This window comes from Amycolatopsis sp. NPDC045836 (assembly GCF_056431745.1).
The window spans coordinates 1-15,781 of the sequence record NZ_JBWKKF010000028.1 but is presented as its reverse complement, the minus strand read 5'-3'; the positions used below and the strand labels follow the sequence as shown (position 1 = coordinate 15,781).

The following is a 15,781-nucleotide window of genomic DNA, read 5'->3' as shown; positions in this document are numbered from 1 at the left end:
TTCAGCCCGCCCGCACGGAGTTGACCAGGTCCAGCAGTTCCCGCGGGGTCCGCACGGTCGTCACCGCCTCGTCGTCGAGGCGGATCCCGTGCTCGCGGCCGATCCGCGCCACGGTTTCGATCAGCGCGATCGAGTCGTAGCCGAGCGACTCGAACTCGACGTCGAGGATGTCGCCGTCGAGCAGGTCGCTCTCCCCCGCGCTCTCGCGCAGGGTGTTCCTCAGTTCGTCCAGGGTCAGCATGGTTCTCCGGTTTCCTCGTTCCGTCGCCGGTTGCGCAGGACCACCGCCGAGTTGAACCCGCCCGCACCGCGGGCGAGCACCACCACCGTGCGCAGATCGGCGGTTCTCGGACTGCCGGTCACCAGGTCGATCCGGTGACCGGGATCGGGGAGCACGCCGGCGGTGGCCGGCAGCACGCCGTCCCGCAGCGACAGCAACGCGGTCGCCACGTCGAGCGAGCCACCACCGGCGGCGAGCCGGCCGGTGAGCGCCTTGGGCGCGGTCACCGGCACCGCGTGCGCGCCGAAGACCGCGGTGATCGCGTCGGCCTCGGCGCGGTCTTCGGCCGGGATCGCGGCCGCGTCGGCGAACACCGCGTCCACGTGGCCCGGCTGGATCCCGGCGTCGTGCAACGCCTTCTCGATCGCCCGGCGCAGGGCGGGCGGCCTGCCGCGCTCCGGCGGCGGATCGAAGGTCGCCGCGTAACCGGCCAGTTCGCCGTAGATCCTCGGCGCGCCGCGGTCGCGCGCCGAGCTTTCGTCCTCCAGCACCAGGATCGCGCCGCCCTCGCCCGGTACGTACCCGGCGGCCCGGTGGTCGAAGGGCAGGTAGGCGGTGCCCGGATCGGAGCCGGTGCTCACCCGCCCGTCCGCGGACAGGGCCACCCAGCCCCACGGGCACAGCGCGCCGTCGACCGCGCCCGAGACGATCACGCGGCTGCCGCGGCGCACCCGGCGCCGGGCCTCCCCGAGCGCGTCGAGCCCGCCGGCCTGCCCGGTGACCACCACACCTCCCGGTCCCTTCAGGCCGTGGCGGATGGAGATCTGCCCGGTGTTGACCGCGTAGAACCAGGCGAACGACTGGTAGGCGCTGACGTGGTCGCTGCCGTGGCGCCACAGCTTCTGCAGTTCCCGCTGGCCGAACTCGAACCCGCCCGCCGAACTGGCGGTGACCACGCCCACTTCCCCGGCGGGCAGTTCACCGGGCCGGAGCCCGGAATCGGCCAGCGCCCAGTCCGCGGCGACCAGGGCGAGCCGGGTCATGTGGTCGGTCTGCGGCAGCAGCCGCCCCGGCAGGTGGTCGGCGGCTTCGAACCCCGGTACCTCCCCGGCCAGGCTCGCCGGGTAACCCGAGGCGTCGAACCGGCGCACCGGCCCGATCCCGCCGCGGCCGGCCAGGGTGGCGGCCCAGTACTCCTCGGTGCCGAGCCCGTTCGGCGCGGTCACGCCGATCCCGGTGAACACCGCGGCGCTCACGCCGCCACCTGCCGGAGCACCACGGCGCTCTGGAAGCCGCCGAAACCGCTGCCCACGCTGAGCACCGTGTCGGTGCGCCACGGGCGGGCGGTCAGCGGCACGTAATCGAGATCGCACTCCGGGTCCGGCCGGTGCAGGTTCGCCGTCGGCGGCACCACGTCGTGCCGGATGGCCAGCACCGAGGCGGCGATCTCCAGCGCGCCGATGGCGCCAAGGGAGTGCCCGATCATCGACTTGATCGAGCTGACCGGCGTCCGGTGGGCGTGCGCGCCCAGCGCGCGTTTGAACGCCGCGGTCTCGTGCCGGTCGTTCTGCCGGGTGCCCGAACCGTGGGCGTTGACGTAGTCGACCTCCTCGGGAGCGATCCGCGCGTCGTCCAGTGCCGCGGTGATGGCTTCGGCCATCTCGGCGCCGTCCTGGCGCAGGCCGGTCATGTGGTGGGCGTTGCACCGCGTGCCGTACCCGGCGAACTCGGCGTGCACCACCGCCCCGCGCTTCCTGGCGTGGTCGAGGCTCTCCAGCACGAACACCGCCGCGCCCTCCCCGAGCACGAACCCGTTGCGGGTGGCGTCGAACGGGCGGGAGGCGTGCTCCGGGTCGTCGTTGCGCGGGGTGGTCGCCTTGAGCGCGTCGAAGCAGGCCACCGTGATCGGCGAAATCGGTGCGTCGGTGGCGCCCGCGAGCACCACCTCGGCCGAGCCCTCCCGGATCAGCCCGGCGGCGTGCGCGACCGCGTCGAGGCCGGAGGTGCAGCCGGTGGACACCACCGACACCGGCCCCTCCGCGCCGAACTCGACCGCCAGCTCCGCGGCGAACGAACTCGGCACCAGGAAGTTGTGCAGGTGCCGGACGGCGTACCGGTGGTCGACCTCGAACAGCCTGCCCTCGTCGCTGACCACCCGGTACTCCGCTTCGAGCCCGGTGGTGGCGCCGACCGCGGTGCCCAGCGTGACGCCGAGCTCCTCCGGCTCGAGCGCGCCGAGGTCGATCCCGCTGTCGTGCACGGCTTCGCGCGCCGCGACCAGCGCGAGCTGCGCGGCGCGGTCCATCCGGCGGACCTGCCGCGGGGTGAGCCCGGCCGCGGCCGGGTCGAAGTCGATCTCGGCGGCCGTCCGGGACCGGTACGGCGCCGGGTCGAACGCGCTGATCAGCCGGGTCGCCGTGCGGCCGGCGCTGAGCAGGTCCCAGAACGGCCCGGTCCCCGAGCCACCCGGTGCGAGCACCCCGATGCCGGTGATCACCACCCGTGCGCTCATCCGGACCGCTCCGCCGACCAGTGGTAGAAGCGCTCGGCCATGGCGTCCTTCGGCGACCGCCAGGTCTGCGGGTCGTAGGCGGTGATGAACGGTTTGAGCTCGGTGCTGATCCGGGCGAACTCGGGCCGGGTCTTGGCCGCTTCGATCCGCTCGGCCCCTTCGTCGCCGTCGAAGTCCTGCAGGTGGAAGTACAGGCCGCGGTAGTGGAACAACTGCCGTCGCCGGGTGCCCATCAGCCCGGGGGTCTCCCCCCGGTCGAACTCGGTGAAGAGCGCGGCGACCTCGGCGCTGGAGGCCGCGTCCATCCGCGCCACGATCAGCGTGCTGTGCCCGTTCATCCCGTCACCCCCGCCGGGACCCGCCGGGGCGCGCCGAACCAGCGCCCGAGCTCGGTTTCCAGGTCCGAGGTGCCGGTCCAGGCCACGTAGCCGTCGGGGCGCAGCAGTACCGCGTCCAGCCCGGCGGGCCAGCCCGACGGCGTGTGCGCGAGCGGCCGGGCGACCACGACGCCGACCCGATCGGCCCAGCGCGCGGCGGCCGCGGCGTACTCCGCCGACCCGGTGCTGTCGATCAGCACCCCGCGCCCGCCGTGCAGCAGTTCCGCCACCGTCGTCCGGTGGTCGAGCGGCACGTCCGGCATCCGCATCCCCAGCGGCGGCGGGCCGTCCCCGACGTCGTAGCGGATGTCCAGGCCGCTCACCATGCCGGCCAGGTGCCGGGCGGCGTCCGGGATCGCCATCAGCTCGGCCGTGATCGCGCGCAGCGGGTCGATCTCCTCGCCGCTGAGGTAGAGCAGTCCCTGGGCGAGGGTGTTCCGCAGCACCCGGGCGCCGACCGGGTGGCGTTCGGCGTGGTAGGTGTCGAGCAGGCCGGGGGGCGCGGTGCCGCGCACGGTCGCGGCGAGCTTCCAGCCGAGGTTCACCGCGTCCTGGACGCCGAGGCTGAGCCCCTGCCCGCCGGCGGGCAGGTGGATGTGCGCCGCGTCGCCCGCGAGCAGCACCCGGCCCTTCCGGTAGGTGGTGACCTGGCGGGTGGCGTCGGTGAACCGGCTGTGCCACCGGACCTCGGCGTCGTGCAGGCGCTGCCCGGTGAGCTCCTGCCAGCGGTCGGCGATCTCGGCGAAGCCGGGTTCGCCCTCGCGCGGGGACAGGCCCAGCGGGCAGACGATGATCCGGTCCACCCCGTCGCCCAGCGGCGCGGCCATCACCATGCCACCGGCCACCCGTTCCCCGATGAAGCGCGGCCGGATGTCGCAGCCCGCCACGTCGGCCAGGTACATCTCCCTGGTCGCGTCCGTGCCGGGGAAGTCGAACCCGGCCAGCCGGCGGACCGTGCTCCGGCCACCGTCGCAGCCGACGAGGTAGGTGGCGGAGAATTCGGCCCGGCCGCCCGGCCCCTCGGCCACCACCGCCACGCCGTCCCCGGTGTCGGACAGCTCGACGAGGGTGTGCCCGCGCAGGATTCGCGCACCCAGTTCCCCGGCCCACTGTTCGAGCACCGCCTCGACCCGGTGCTGGGGGATGCCCCTGGCGCCGAAGTGCGCGCCCTCGAGCACGCTGAAGTCCAGCGGGATGCCGCCGAAGTGGCCCTGCGCGGCGGTTTCCACCGCGCCGAAGCGGTCCAGCAGCCCGCGCTGGCCGAACACCTCCGTGGCGCGGGCGGTGAACCCGAGGCCGCGGGACTGTCCACTCGGGGCGGACAGCGACTCGAGCACCACCACGTCCGCGCCGCCGAGGCGGAGTTCACCGGCCAGCATCAGGCCCACCGGGCCGCCGCCGACCACCAGCACATCGTGCTTCACCACTGGTACCCCTTCCGCTGGAGCGACGCCTTGGCGATGTCGCGATAGGTCCGGGCGAGCGCACTCGCCTTGAAAGAAGCCGGCGCGCGGTAGCCGGGCTCCAGGTGCGCCACCGGGTCCCGTTCCAGCGCGACCAGCCGCAGTTCGTTGAGCGCGAACTCCCACTCGATGAAGGTGCGGGAGGTGACCGGCAGCAGCGCCGGCCATGGCCGGGCCCGGTCGAAGCCCTCCCGGACGCGCCGCACCTCGGCGGCCAGCAGGTTCCGCAGCGCCGGACCGGGACGGCCGCCGCGCAGCCGGGCTTCGACCTCAGCGCGGCTCAGCCCCGCCGCCGCCAGGCTCTCCACCGGCAGGTAGAGGCAGCCGAGTTCGAGGTCTTCGCGCAGGTCCCACAGGAAGTCGATCATCTGGAACGAGGTGGTCGCCCGGCGGCAGAGCTCGGCCGCCTCCTCGCTCTCGTTGCCCAGCAGCCGGTTCGCCCACACCGCGGGCATCAGCGTCACCGTGTCGATGAACCGCTGGAGCTCGTCGCGGGTGCGGTATTCGGTCACGGTCAGCGTGTCGCGCTGGCCCTGCACCCACCGCGGCACCTCGTCGAGCGGCAGGTCCCACGTCCGCATCAGGTGCACGAAGGCGCGGGCGATCGCGTTGTCGGACTCCTCGTCCCGTGAAGAGGCCGTGGTGGGCAGTTCGTCCTTCACCGCCGCCGAGAAGGCCGCTTCCCATTCCGCCAGGCGCCGTGCCCGGATTTCGACGCTGTGCTCGCGGACGTCGACGATGTCGTCGACGTAGGTGATGAACGCGAACAGCACTTCGAAGTACGGGCGGTTCGCCGGCGGGAACATGAAGCGGATCGCCGTGCCGGAACCGCGGGTCCTGGCCTGCCGCCGGAGCAGTTCGCTCGCTTTGCGGTAGGCGTCGCGGTCCAGCGGGTGGCGGATGCCCGCGGCGTCGAGTTCGGCGTCCTTCACCGCGCACCCCCGTTCACGGCCGGCTGCGAAAGGCGGAGCGCGCTGGCCGCGAACAAGGTGGACAGCGCGCGGGAGCCGAAGTAGACCGGGAACCGCCCGAGCCGGTAGTACGGCGAAGCCGGCCAGGCACCGTCCTGGTCCTGCTGCCCGGCGAGCAGCTGCCGCCGGGCGGACTGGCCGTCGTGCACCCCGGTGTTCACCGCGGTGATGGTGCGCAGCGCCACGTTGATCGACCGGTCCCGGTCGGCGCCCCCGTCGGCCTCCAGTTCGCGCAGGGCGGCGGCGAGCGGGACGGCCAGCAGCTCCCGGCAGTCGGCGAACCGGCCGGCCAGCCGGGAAACCGAGTGCAGGAACGCTTCGGGGTACGGGTAGTACCGGCTGCCGTCGCGGTAGGCACCGGAGAGCAGGTGTTCCACCACGTAGCGCTGGGTCGCGTCGATCACCTCGTCCGCCCGCACCAGTTCCTGCCGCGCCGCCTCCTTGAGTACACAGAGGACGTTCGCGCAGACGACCGGGTCGTGCTTGCGTCCCCGGACCAGCTTCCCGTCGTCCCAGTACACGGTGACCACCCCCGGCAGCACCGGCGCCGCGTCGCGCCCGTCGTCGTCGGGCGGTGCGGCGGCGCGCAGCAGTTCGTTCGCGAAGGCCGAGAGTCCGGCACCGGTCAGCAGTTCCTGGTCGAGCAGGCCCTGGGCGGCGACCGCGGTGCAGTCGGTGTCCGCCGGGAAGCTGCCCGCCTCGGTGAACAACCGGATGCGGTGACCCGCCCGGCCGCGCTCGAGCAGCCGGGCGAAGCTGCGCGCCAGCACGTCCTCCTCCGGCGGCAGCAGCGACAGGCCGAGGATCACCGTCGACAGGTCGTCACCGAAGTCGAACCCGACGTCGACCCCAAGTTCCCGGCTGATCGCCGCGCGGGCTTCGGTGATCCGGTGGGAGCGGGCGAAGGAGGGGTCGAACGCCACCCGCGACAGCATCCGGTCTTCACTGTCCACACAGGACCGGATGAACGAGATCGCCCGGTCGAGCGCCAGCGCGGCGGTCGCCGCCGGTGCGCCCGCCCGCATGGGCATGACTTTTTCGCGCAGGTTCATGCTGTGACTTCCCGGACTCGGTTTCACGGTTCCGCCGGACGGCGGTGACGGTGCACTCAATTCTCACCGGTTCGTGAATGCCGGGTCAATGCGCACCGATTCAGGGAAATGACAATTCGGGGTCAGGATCGCGGCAGGGAATCGCCGGTGAACACCTCCGGCAATTCTGCGTCACCGCCCACCCACACCGGGTGGAACTCCAGCACGCGGAAGCGCCAGCCGTCCGGCCCGCGCACCGCTTCGGCGTCGTAGTAGCCGCCGAGCGTGAAGTGCACCGACGGGCGAGCGGCCTCGGGCACGTGCACGGCGACCAGGTGGGCGCGCACCCGCGCCACGTCCCCGGCCAGCTCGACCAGCACGGTGGACCCGGTGTGCAGCGTCTTCTCGAAACGGCTGCGGCCCTGGGCGTGGAACTCGGCCAGTCCGGCGAGCCCGTGGAACTCGCCCAGCGGGAACCGCGCGCGCACGTCCTCGGTGAACACCCGGGCGCACCAGTCGTCGCTGGTGTACCGGTCCAGCGACACCAGGTAGCGGTCGGCCAGCTCGCGCAACTCCATGCGGTCCGCCAGCTCACGGTCCGGGGTGCGGGCACCGGGTACGGGCAGCGTCATTTCAGCCTCCTGTGAAAAGGGATAGGGATTTCACCCAGGCTGGCACGATGGCGCCGAAGTGGTCAACGACCTTGCCGGAAACTTGCCGCAACCTTGTGTCAGGTCTTTGCAAAGCGCCCGGTGGCCGCCCACCTTCTCCGGCCGCCGTGATCTGCGGTTCTGCTATTGTTCGAAACGTTAATCCAACTGCGATCCACTGGGGGATCTGTGGCGCGGATATTGTGCACCGACGGCGATCCGGACCGGATGGCCGTGATCGCCGCCACCCTGCGGCAACAGGGTCACGAAGTATCCAAAGTAGACGACGAGTCGGCGGTGGTGGCCTGGGCGCCGTTCGCCGACGTGGTGGTGCTCGACCTGGACGTACCGGCGTTGAACGGCTACGAAGCGTGCCGGCGGATCCGGGCGGGGTCCGCCGTCCCGATCATCGGGACGGCCGGCCACGACTCCGACCTCGACCGGGTGCTCGGGCTGTGCTGCGGGCTGAGCGCCTTCCTGGCCAAACCGTTCGACGCCAGGCAACTGCTGCAGCGGATCCACGCCGCGGTGGGCCGCGGGGGTCCGCGGCCGGACGAGATCGTCCACGGGCCGCTGCGGATCACCCCGCAGAGCCGCGAGGTGCGGGTCGGCGAGCAGCAGGTCGAGCTGACGAGAAAGGAGTTCGACCTGCTGCACCTGCTCGCGGCGGAACCGGGCCGGGTGTTCACCCGGCGGGAGATCATGTACGTGGTGTGGAACGACGAGTGGGCCCGTTCCAGCCGCACCATCGACACGCACGTGAGCAGCCTGCGCGGCAAGCTGGGCCTGACCTCGGTGATCCACACCGTGCGCGGCGTGGGCTTCCGGATCGGGCTCGACGAGCGGCTGCGCTCCTGGTCCGCCTCGGCCTGACCCGGTGGCACCGGAGCCCGTTCACCGCACGGGCTCCGGTGCCACCGGTGCGCTGATGTCCAGCGCCTTCATCCGCTGCGCCTTCGCCGCGGTGGTGTCCAGCACCCAGCGGAAGAAACCACCGGCACGCGGTGACTTCAGCCCGCAGAGCACCGTGGACCGGGCGGCCCGCTGGAACCGGCTCGCCGGGGTGAAGAACTGCCGCTGCTTGAGCGCCTCGCGCTGGTGGTAGGTGACGAACGGGCGCAGGCGGCGCTCCCAGTCCCGCAGGGCGAGGTCGACGCGGCCGGGGTGGTGCGCCAGCAGGGTGCCGAGCAGTTGCGCGGCCGCCATGCCCGCCGACGCCCCCATGCCCGAGTAGAGGGTCATGCACCACGCCGAGTCGCCCAGCAACACCACGCGACCGTGGTGCCAGCGGTCCAGTCGGATCTGCTCCGCCGAGTCGAACAACGGCCGCTCGGCGCGCTCGAACTCGGCCAGCACCGCGGCCAGCAGCCCGCCGGGCGGTTCCGGGCCGAAGGCGGCGCGCAGGCGGTCGATCGGCGGGGCGGTGAACTCCGCGGCCACATCGGTGGTGCGGTAGGAGAACAACGCCGCCGGGGTGGTACCGGCGAAGGGGAACAACCACATCGACCGGCCGACCTCGGCGAGCACCGCGCCGTCACCCGGCTCGAAGCCGGGCACCGGCCGCACCAGCTTCACCGCGCCCACCATGTAGTTCAGCCGCCGCACGTGGGCGTCCACCGGCCCGAAGACCAGCTCGCGCACGGCCGAGCGCACCCCGTCGGCGCCGACCACCAGGTCGAACCGCTCGGTGCCCAGCCGGCCGGTCGCGGTGTCGCGCAGGGTCACCTCGACCCCGCCGGGGTCCTGCTCGAGCGCGACCGGCTCGGTGGCGAACCGGATCTCCACGTCGGGCGGCAGCGCCCGGAACGCCGCCGCCTCCACGTCGCCGCGCAGCAGCACCCGCGGGGTGCCGGGCAGTTCGTGGAAGCCCACGCACCGGCGGCCCCGGCCGGCCCGGTCCACCTCGTAGATGGTGCCGCCGCGGCTGGCGCGATCGGCCAGGTCCCCCAGGAAGCCCAGCCGCTCCGCCGCGGCCAGGCCCGCGCCGAACAGGCCCAGGAAGTACCCCTCGGTGCGACGGGCGGGGGCCCGTTCCACGAGCACCGGCTCCCAGCCGACGCGCCGCAGCCGGATCGCCGTGGAAAGACCGCTGATGCCCAGGCCGACGACAAGTGCGCGGCGGCCGTTCCCGTTGGTGGTGATCACGACTCCCGATGCTTCTCGGAAAATTGTTTTCCTGCTGCCCACCGCCTTTCTAGCGACTCGGGAGAACGGCCGTCAAGCAGATCTTTATCACTACAAATCTTCGTCAAATTTCCGACCGTTTCAACGACGGCGGAAACTTCAGACAATGCGCAACTCCATCAGCGCGGCCTCGACCCCGGTGTCGCTTTCCCCGACCGGCTTCCAGAGCCCGGCCGCGACGTCGTAGGTCTTGGACTGGCCGTTGGCCGCGGTGAGCTTGGCGCTGAGGTTCTTGTCGCCGCCGTAGATCAGGTAGACGCTGGGGACCTGCATGCTCAGGTAGCCGACCTTGCCCACCGCCCGGAAGCAGACGTCCCCCGCCGCCCGGCTTCTGAGCTGGATCAGGGTGTTCTCACCGCAGTCGGCCAGGGTGATGTGCCCGTCGCCCCGGCCCAGCACGATGCCGCGTTCGGCCAGGATCTCCTCGGCGTTGGGGTGGGTGAAGTCCTCGACCAGGTGGCCGGGCGCGTCGGCCGCGGGCGCCGCCGCGGCCTGCAGGGCGGGCCCGGCCGGCGCCGCTCCGCCACCGCCCGCGGCCCCGGCGAGGCCGGTGGCCCCGGCCACCGCGGCCCCGGCCAGCAGTGCGGTCAGCGCGATTTTGACGCCCGAGGGCAGCTTCGGTGATGGCATGGTTGTTTCCTTCGGCATAGCTGGGGAAGAGATTCGTACAACGGCCAGAATGCCATCACCTCAGCCGAACTGGCGATAAGCCATTCGGCCGATTGCCGGTACCGGGTCCGGTGCTACTTTCGATTTTGCTCGGCGGCTGATCCCGCCCCGCACGGGGGCTGGACCGCCGAGCCGTTTTCTTTTCAATTCTCTGACATTTCTTGCACATCGTGCTGCCAGGAGCGAGAGGATCGAGATGGCCGGACCGAGACGATTACCGAGACGGGTGCTGGCGCTGCCGCTGGCGGCGATGACCGCGCTGTCCCTGCTGGTGGCCCCCGCGCAGGCCACCGCGGGCCAGCCACCGGCGGCGCAGAGCGCGCTGACCGATCGCGCGGTGGCGTTTTCGATCATGAAGGCCGGTGGTCCCGGCGTGGCGAGGGCGGCGGAGACCGCGCTCGCGGGCACCGACGAGGACGTGCGCGTGTTCCTGGCCACCGGGTTCGGCGTGGCCGAGGAACACGACCTGCGGGCGCGCGTCGGGCAGATGCTCGCCGAAGGCGGGCCCGGCGTGCGCCGGGCCGCGCAGACCGCGCTCGGCGGTTCGGCGGAGACCCTGCGCACCTTCCTCGCCTCCGGGTGGCAACGCCCGTGGGAGGACGACATGCGCGTGCAGATCGCGCAGCTGGTCAACACCGGCGGCCCCGGGGTGAAGGCGGCGGCGCAGCGCGCGCTCAGCGGCACGGTCCAGCAGCTGATGACCTTTCTCGGCACCGGCCGCCAGACCGCCAAGGACGACGACGACCGGGTGCGGGTCGGGCAGATCATGAACGCCGGTGGCCCGGCGGTGAACCGGGCGGCGCAGGCCGCGCTCAACGGCTCGATCGAGGACGTGCGGGCCTTCCTGCTCGACGGCTACCTCGTCGCGGCGGCACGCGATCACGAGACGCTCTCCGTGGCGCAGCTGGCGGATCTGGCCAAGGAAGCCGGAACCCAGGCCGCGCAGCAGACCGAGGTGGCCAGGGACGCCTCCGGCAAGGCCGTCGAGGCGGCGAGGCTGGCCAAGGAGGCCAGCGAGACCGCGGCCCGCGAAGCGCAGGCGGCGCAGGATTCGGCGATCCGCGCGGGCAACGCCGCCGGGCGGGCGGCCGACGCCGCCGGGCGGGCCGCCCAGGCCGCGCAGGTGGCCGGGGAAGCTTCCCGGGCCGCGAACGACGCGGCCAGGGTGGCGGCCAACGCGGCCGGACAGGCGTCGCAAGCGGCGTCACTGGCCAGCCAGACCGCGGCCAAGGCCCGGAAGGCGGCACAGGCCGCGGCCGGTGACCGGCAGCACGCCGAGGCCGCGCGGCAGGCGTCGGTGGAGGCGCACCGGGTCGCGCAGGACGCGCGGGTGGCGGCGCAAGCGGCGGATGCGGCGGTGACCGCGGCGAACGCGGCGGCCACCGCGGCGCAGGCGGCCGGGTCGGCGGCGGCCAACGCCACCGCGGCGGCGGATGCGGCGCTGCAGGCCGGGAACTACGCCCAGCAGGCCGGCGCCAGCGCCGAGGAAGCCAGGCGCGCCGGGGAACGGGCCAGGCAGGCGGCTGCGGAGGCGACCCGGGCGGCGAACGTGGCCAAGGCCATCGCGCAGGAAGCGGCGGCCGCGGCGGCGGAGTCGCGCGACGCGGCGAACCAGGCGGCCCAGCACGCCACCGCCGCCGGTGACGCGGCGTATCAGGCCTACCTGCACGCCGGCGAGTCCGCCGGGCAGGCGGACAAGGCGCAGGCCGCGGCGGACGCGGCCGACCTCGCCGCCGACCAGGCCGAAGGTGCGGTCACCACGGCGAACAAGGTCAGCGCCGTGGCTCGCAAGGCCGACTCCGAGCGACTGCTCGTCCAGCAGAACAAGCAGGTGCGCGAGGCGCAGACGGCGAAGCAGGCGGAAGCCGATCGCGCCGCGGCCGCGGCCTGGGAAGCGGGGCAGCAGGCCAAACTGGACGCCGAGGCCCAGCGCCTGCTGGACCAGGCGAGGGACCCGGCGGCCGCCCCGGCGCTGGTGGTCTCGAACGGCCGGAAGGTGGCCGCGCGGCTGGTCAAGACCGGCGGTCCCTGGGTACGGGACGCCGCGGAGTTCGCCCTGACCGGCACCGAAACCGACGTCACCGAGTTCGTGCGCTCCGCGCTGGCCACGGCCACCGAGCGGGACGACCGGGCCAGCGTGGGTGCCATCGCCGACTCCGCGACCAAACCGGCGCAGCGCACCGCCGCGCTGGGCGCACTGGCCGCGAGCCACGACCAGGTCAAGCAGTTCCTGCGCACCCGGTACTACCCCGGCAAGGACGACGACGACCGCATCGAGCTGGCCCGGATCATGAACGAAGGCGGGCCGGGGGTGCGCGCGGGTGCCCAGCGGGCGCTGAGCGGCACGATCGAGCAGGTGCGCGAGTTCCTCGCGGTCGGGCAGCACACCGCCCGGCGTGCCGACGACGCCGTGCTGGTCGGGCAGGCGCTCAACACCGGCGGTCCCGAGGTGAAGGCCTCGGCGCAGGCGGCGTTGTCCGGTCCGGACAGCTACGTGCGCACCTTCGTCACCGTCGGACTGCACCAGGCCCAGCAGCGGGACGCGGACACCGCGGCCCACGTGGCCGAGATCGGTGGTTACCTGGCCGCCGCGTCGAGGTCGGCGGCCGGGGCACGGCAGAACGCCTTCCTCGCGCTCAGCTACGCCGCGACCGCCCGCCACGCGGCGGACCAAGCCTCGCAGTACGCGAACCAGGCCGAGCAATCCCGGATCCGAGCGGGCGAGTACGCCGCACAGGCGGCGGCTTCCGCGGACCAGGCGGAGCGCTCGGCGGCCGACGCCGCCCGGTCCGCCCAGCTGGCCCGCGAAGCCGAAGCGGCCGCGCACCGCAGCGCCGGCCAGGCCCAGCAGTCGGTGATCAGCGCCCAGGACTCGGCGAACAAGGCCACCGGTTCGGCGAACGCGGCCAAGGAAGCCGCCGACCGTGCCCGGGCGGACGCGCTGGCGGCGGGCCGGTCCGCCGCCGACGCGGCCAGGCTCGCCCGTGAAGCCGCTGACCGGGCGGCCGAACTCAAGCGACAGGAGGAAGAAGCCCGCAGGCGGGCCGAGGACGCGGCCCGCCAGCCCGAACCGCCGCCGGGGCAGCCCCCGCGGCCCAACGACCCCAACTACGACGCGGCGATGCGGAACTTCTTCGGCGGTGCCCCGGCCGACGGTGTGCACCAGGTGTGGGACACCAACGCCAAGATGCCCGGCCGCGGGATCATCGTGATGCGGTTCTTCATCCACACCCACGACGCGGCCTTCGGGTTGCTCGACGGCGACGACCGCGGCTTCTCGATGGACCCGAACGCCTCGGCGCGCATCATCGCGGCCTGGGACACCGACACGGGCAAGGTCAGCTACACCGTCACCAAGTCCACCAAGGAAGGCGGCTACATCTGGTCGCCGGGTGGCACGATGCGCGTACCCGACCGGGTCTACCCCGCCCACCCGATCAGCCCCGGCGGGGACAACGACCTGCGGGTGCGCATCCAGCAGAACGGCTACCTGGCCGCGGACTACACCGGGCTCAACGGGCTGCTGCCGCTGTTCCAGGTCAACGGCCGGGTCGAGGTCAAGATCGACGAGCAGGTCGGCACCAGGAGCTACATCGGCGGTGACGACTACCCCGACTTCGAGGTGATCCAGTACTGGAAGAACGAAGCCCCGCGCAGCCTCGGCACGGACAGCATGGCCGCGTTGCAGGGCGTGGCCAGCGCGCCCCTGATGGGCCACCGCTCGGTCTCCTGGGTCAACGGTCAGCCCGCATAGGTCCCGACAACCGAACGACTGGGGAATGGAAACCATGAGAACCAAGAGATACGCGAGGCGCTCGGTGGCGGCACTGGCCGCCTCGACCGCGATCGCGGCGCTGCTGGCCGCACCGGCCGCCGCGGTCACCAACGGCACGCCCACCGGCGACTACGGCGAGGCGTACTGGCACACCGCACGCATCACCATCGGCGACAACTTCCGCTCCTGTTCCGGCACGCTCATCTCCGACCAGTGGCTCGTCACCGCCGCCAGCTGCTTCGCCGAGAACCCCGCCCAGGGCTTCCGGATCAACCCGGGACCGCCGAGCAGGCCCACCACCGCCCAGTTCTGGTACGGCGCGGTGCAGGCGAAAGGGGGTGGCGGGACGTACAAGCTGACCCAGCGGATCATCGACCTGAAGCCCCGCGAGGACCGCGACCTGGTTTTCGCCAGGCTCGAAACGCGTGTCGGGCTCGGCGGCGCGCGGCTGCCGTCCCGGCCGCCGCAGCAGGCGGAGACGCTGCAGCTCGCCGGGTTCGGCCGGACCGCCACCGACTGGGTGCCGCTGAAGCAGCACGTCGCCGACACCGCGGTCGCCTCGGTCTCCGGCACCACGTTCACCGTCTCGGGCGCCTCGGACACCTGCCGCGGTGACGCCGGTGGTCCCGCCTACCGGGGCGACCAGTGGGCGCCCGAACTGGCCGGCGTGCACAGCACGTCCTGGCAGAAGGGCTGCTTCGGCTCGTCGGAGACCCGCGGCGGTTCCGTGGAGACCCGGGTGGACGACCTGCTCGACTGGTTCGGCCAGCACAACCCCGACCAGTTCCTCCAGTGCTCGATCTTCACCAGGTTCTACGCCACCAAAGCGGGCGCGGTGAAGTACACCGAAAACGTCAGCACGCCCAACAGCACCTTGATCCCGGCACTCGACGGCGTCGACTACTGGCCCTCGCTGGGGACGTACGGGTTCTCGGTGCCCGGCACGCTCAAGGCCGGACCGGGCGTCGTCTGGTCGGTGCACCAGAAGAACCGCGTCGGCGACCCGTTCAACGACGGCGACCTGCGCTTGTGGAACGTGCCGAGCTGGGAGTTCACCGGCGGTGAGCGGGTCGGGACCGGCTGGCAGCACTACCTGTCCGCGGCCAACCGCGACAAGCTCACCGTGGACGAGAAGGGCCGGATCTACCGCATCGACCCCAACGGTGACCTGCGCCTGTTCGTCTGGGACACCACGGCCAAGCGCTGGCAGAACGACGCCGGCGTGGTGCTCGACACCGGCTGGGGCCGGTTCAACTCCATCACCGCCGCCGGCGACGGCGTGCTCTACGGCCGCACCACCGCCGGGGCGCTCATCCGCTTCCACTACGACCACGCCACCCAGGCGTGGGTGCAGCGCGAGCAGGTGACCCCGGGCAACTGGAGCGGCTACGCCCAGCTCGTCTCGCCGGGCGGGGACATCATCTACGGCACGCTGCTGCCGTCCACTTCGCAGAAGATCGCGTGGACGCGGTACAACCCGAACACCGGCACCTGGGCCACGCACCGCGTGGTCGGCACCGGCGCCCACTGGGGCGGTGACCACTCGATCACGCTGAAGCCCAACGTCTGCGTCGGCACGCGCTGACCGAACGACCACGAACGCCACCGCGCGGGCCGGGCTCCGGTTCGCGCGGTGGCGTTCGCGGCGTCAGCCGCCCGAACCCGTGCGGCAGCGGCTCGGGGTTCAGCCTGGTGCCGCTGAACTGGGCGCCGGATGCGGCGGTCCGCCCAGATCGCAGCCACCGCGTTGCGCACCCGGGGTCGGCCCCCTTCTCCACATCGGACCCGCTCGATCCGCGCGATCCACTCCGGACGGACCCCGTGCCCGGCTAGTTGTTGCGGGTCATGACGTTGGTGTCAGCTGAGGGGGCCTGAGCGCAGGGGACGGGTCTTTCGGCGGCAGGATGAGAAGTACCACCAACTCGTCCG

13 protein-coding genes are annotated in these 15,781 nt (G+C 72.7%); 3 read left to right on the top strand and 10 right to left on the bottom strand.

Going from position 1 to position 15,781, the window contains the following annotated elements:
• Position 1: 1 nt before the first annotated feature.
• The 8 genes from AC07EG_RS35245 to AC07EG_RS35210 form a co-directional block, all read right to left on the bottom strand.
• Complete coding sequence (locus AC07EG_RS35245; protein ID WP_478257593.1) at positions 2-241, bottom strand: acyl carrier protein; 240 nt, start codon at positions 239-241, stop codon at positions 2-4.
• Positions 235-1,476 carry a ketosynthase chain-length factor gene (locus tag AC07EG_RS35240; protein WP_478257592.1) on the bottom strand — a complete coding sequence of 414 codons (1,242 nt, stop codon included), beginning with the start codon at positions 1,474-1,476 and terminating at the stop codon, positions 235-237. Before AC07EG_RS35240 ends, AC07EG_RS35245 begins: the two co-directional genes overlap by 7 nt.
• On the bottom strand, positions 1,473-2,732 hold the full coding sequence (locus tag AC07EG_RS35235; protein WP_478257591.1) for a beta-ketoacyl-[acyl-carrier-protein] synthase family protein: 1,260 nt from the start codon (positions 2,730-2,732) through the stop codon (positions 1,473-1,475). The genes AC07EG_RS35240 and AC07EG_RS35235 overlap by 4 nt, the downstream gene beginning before the upstream one ends.
• Entirely contained in the window at positions 2,729-3,070 is a 342-nt protein-coding gene (locus tag AC07EG_RS35230) for a TcmI family type II polyketide cyclase (RefSeq protein ID WP_478257590.1), read from the bottom strand. The genes AC07EG_RS35235 and AC07EG_RS35230 overlap by 4 nt, the downstream gene beginning before the upstream one ends.
• Entirely contained in the window at positions 3,067-4,536 is a 1,470-nt protein-coding gene (locus tag AC07EG_RS35225; RefSeq protein ID WP_478257589.1) for an FAD-dependent monooxygenase, read from the bottom strand. Before AC07EG_RS35225 ends, AC07EG_RS35230 begins: the two co-directional genes overlap by 4 nt.
• Positions 4,530-5,504, bottom strand: a complete 975-nt coding sequence (locus tag AC07EG_RS35220) for a phytoene/squalene synthase family protein (protein ID WP_478257588.1) — start codon at positions 5,502-5,504, stop codon at positions 4,530-4,532. The genes AC07EG_RS35225 and AC07EG_RS35220 overlap by 7 nt, the downstream gene beginning before the upstream one ends.
• On the bottom strand, positions 5,501-6,595 hold the full coding sequence (locus AC07EG_RS35215; protein WP_478257587.1) for a hypothetical protein: 1,095 nt from the start codon (positions 6,593-6,595) through the stop codon (positions 5,501-5,503). Before AC07EG_RS35215 ends, AC07EG_RS35220 begins: the two co-directional genes overlap by 4 nt.
• 122 nt (positions 6,596-6,717) lie before the next feature.
• Positions 6,718-7,206, bottom strand: a complete 489-nt coding sequence (locus AC07EG_RS35210; RefSeq protein WP_478257586.1) for a nuclear transport factor 2 family protein — start codon at positions 7,204-7,206, stop codon at positions 6,718-6,720.
• A 207-nt stretch (positions 7,207-7,413) separates the two neighbouring features.
• Between AC07EG_RS35210 and AC07EG_RS35205 the strand changes: the two genes are divergently transcribed.
• A complete protein-coding gene (locus AC07EG_RS35205) occupies positions 7,414-8,097 on the top strand; it encodes a response regulator transcription factor (protein WP_478257585.1) in 684 nt (227 codons plus the stop codon).
• Between the two features lie 21 nt (positions 8,098-8,118).
• Here AC07EG_RS35205 and AC07EG_RS35200 read toward each other — a convergent pair whose 3' ends face one another.
• Positions 8,119-9,369, bottom strand: coding sequence for an FAD-dependent monooxygenase (locus tag AC07EG_RS35200; RefSeq protein ID WP_478257584.1), 1,251 nt, complete (start codon positions 9,367-9,369; stop codon positions 8,119-8,121).
• Between the two features lie 138 nt (positions 9,370-9,507).
• Positions 9,508-10,038, bottom strand: coding sequence for a hypothetical protein (locus tag AC07EG_RS35195; RefSeq protein ID WP_478257583.1), 531 nt, complete (start codon positions 10,036-10,038; stop codon positions 9,508-9,510).
• A 235-nt stretch (positions 10,039-10,273) separates the two neighbouring features.
• On the opposite strand from AC07EG_RS35195, the gene AC07EG_RS35190 reads away from it, so the two are divergent.
• Positions 10,274-13,831 (top strand): ALF repeat-containing protein, encoded by a 3,558-nt coding sequence (locus AC07EG_RS35190; RefSeq protein ID WP_478257582.1) that lies wholly within the window; start codon positions 10,274-10,276, stop codon positions 13,829-13,831.
• A gap of 34 nt (positions 13,832-13,865) precedes the next feature.
• On the top strand, positions 13,866-15,437 hold the full coding sequence (locus tag AC07EG_RS35185; protein ID WP_478257581.1) for a tachylectin-related carbohydrate-binding protein: 1,572 nt from the start codon (positions 13,866-13,868) through the stop codon (positions 15,435-15,437).
• Positions 15,438-15,781: the final 344 nt, after the last annotated feature.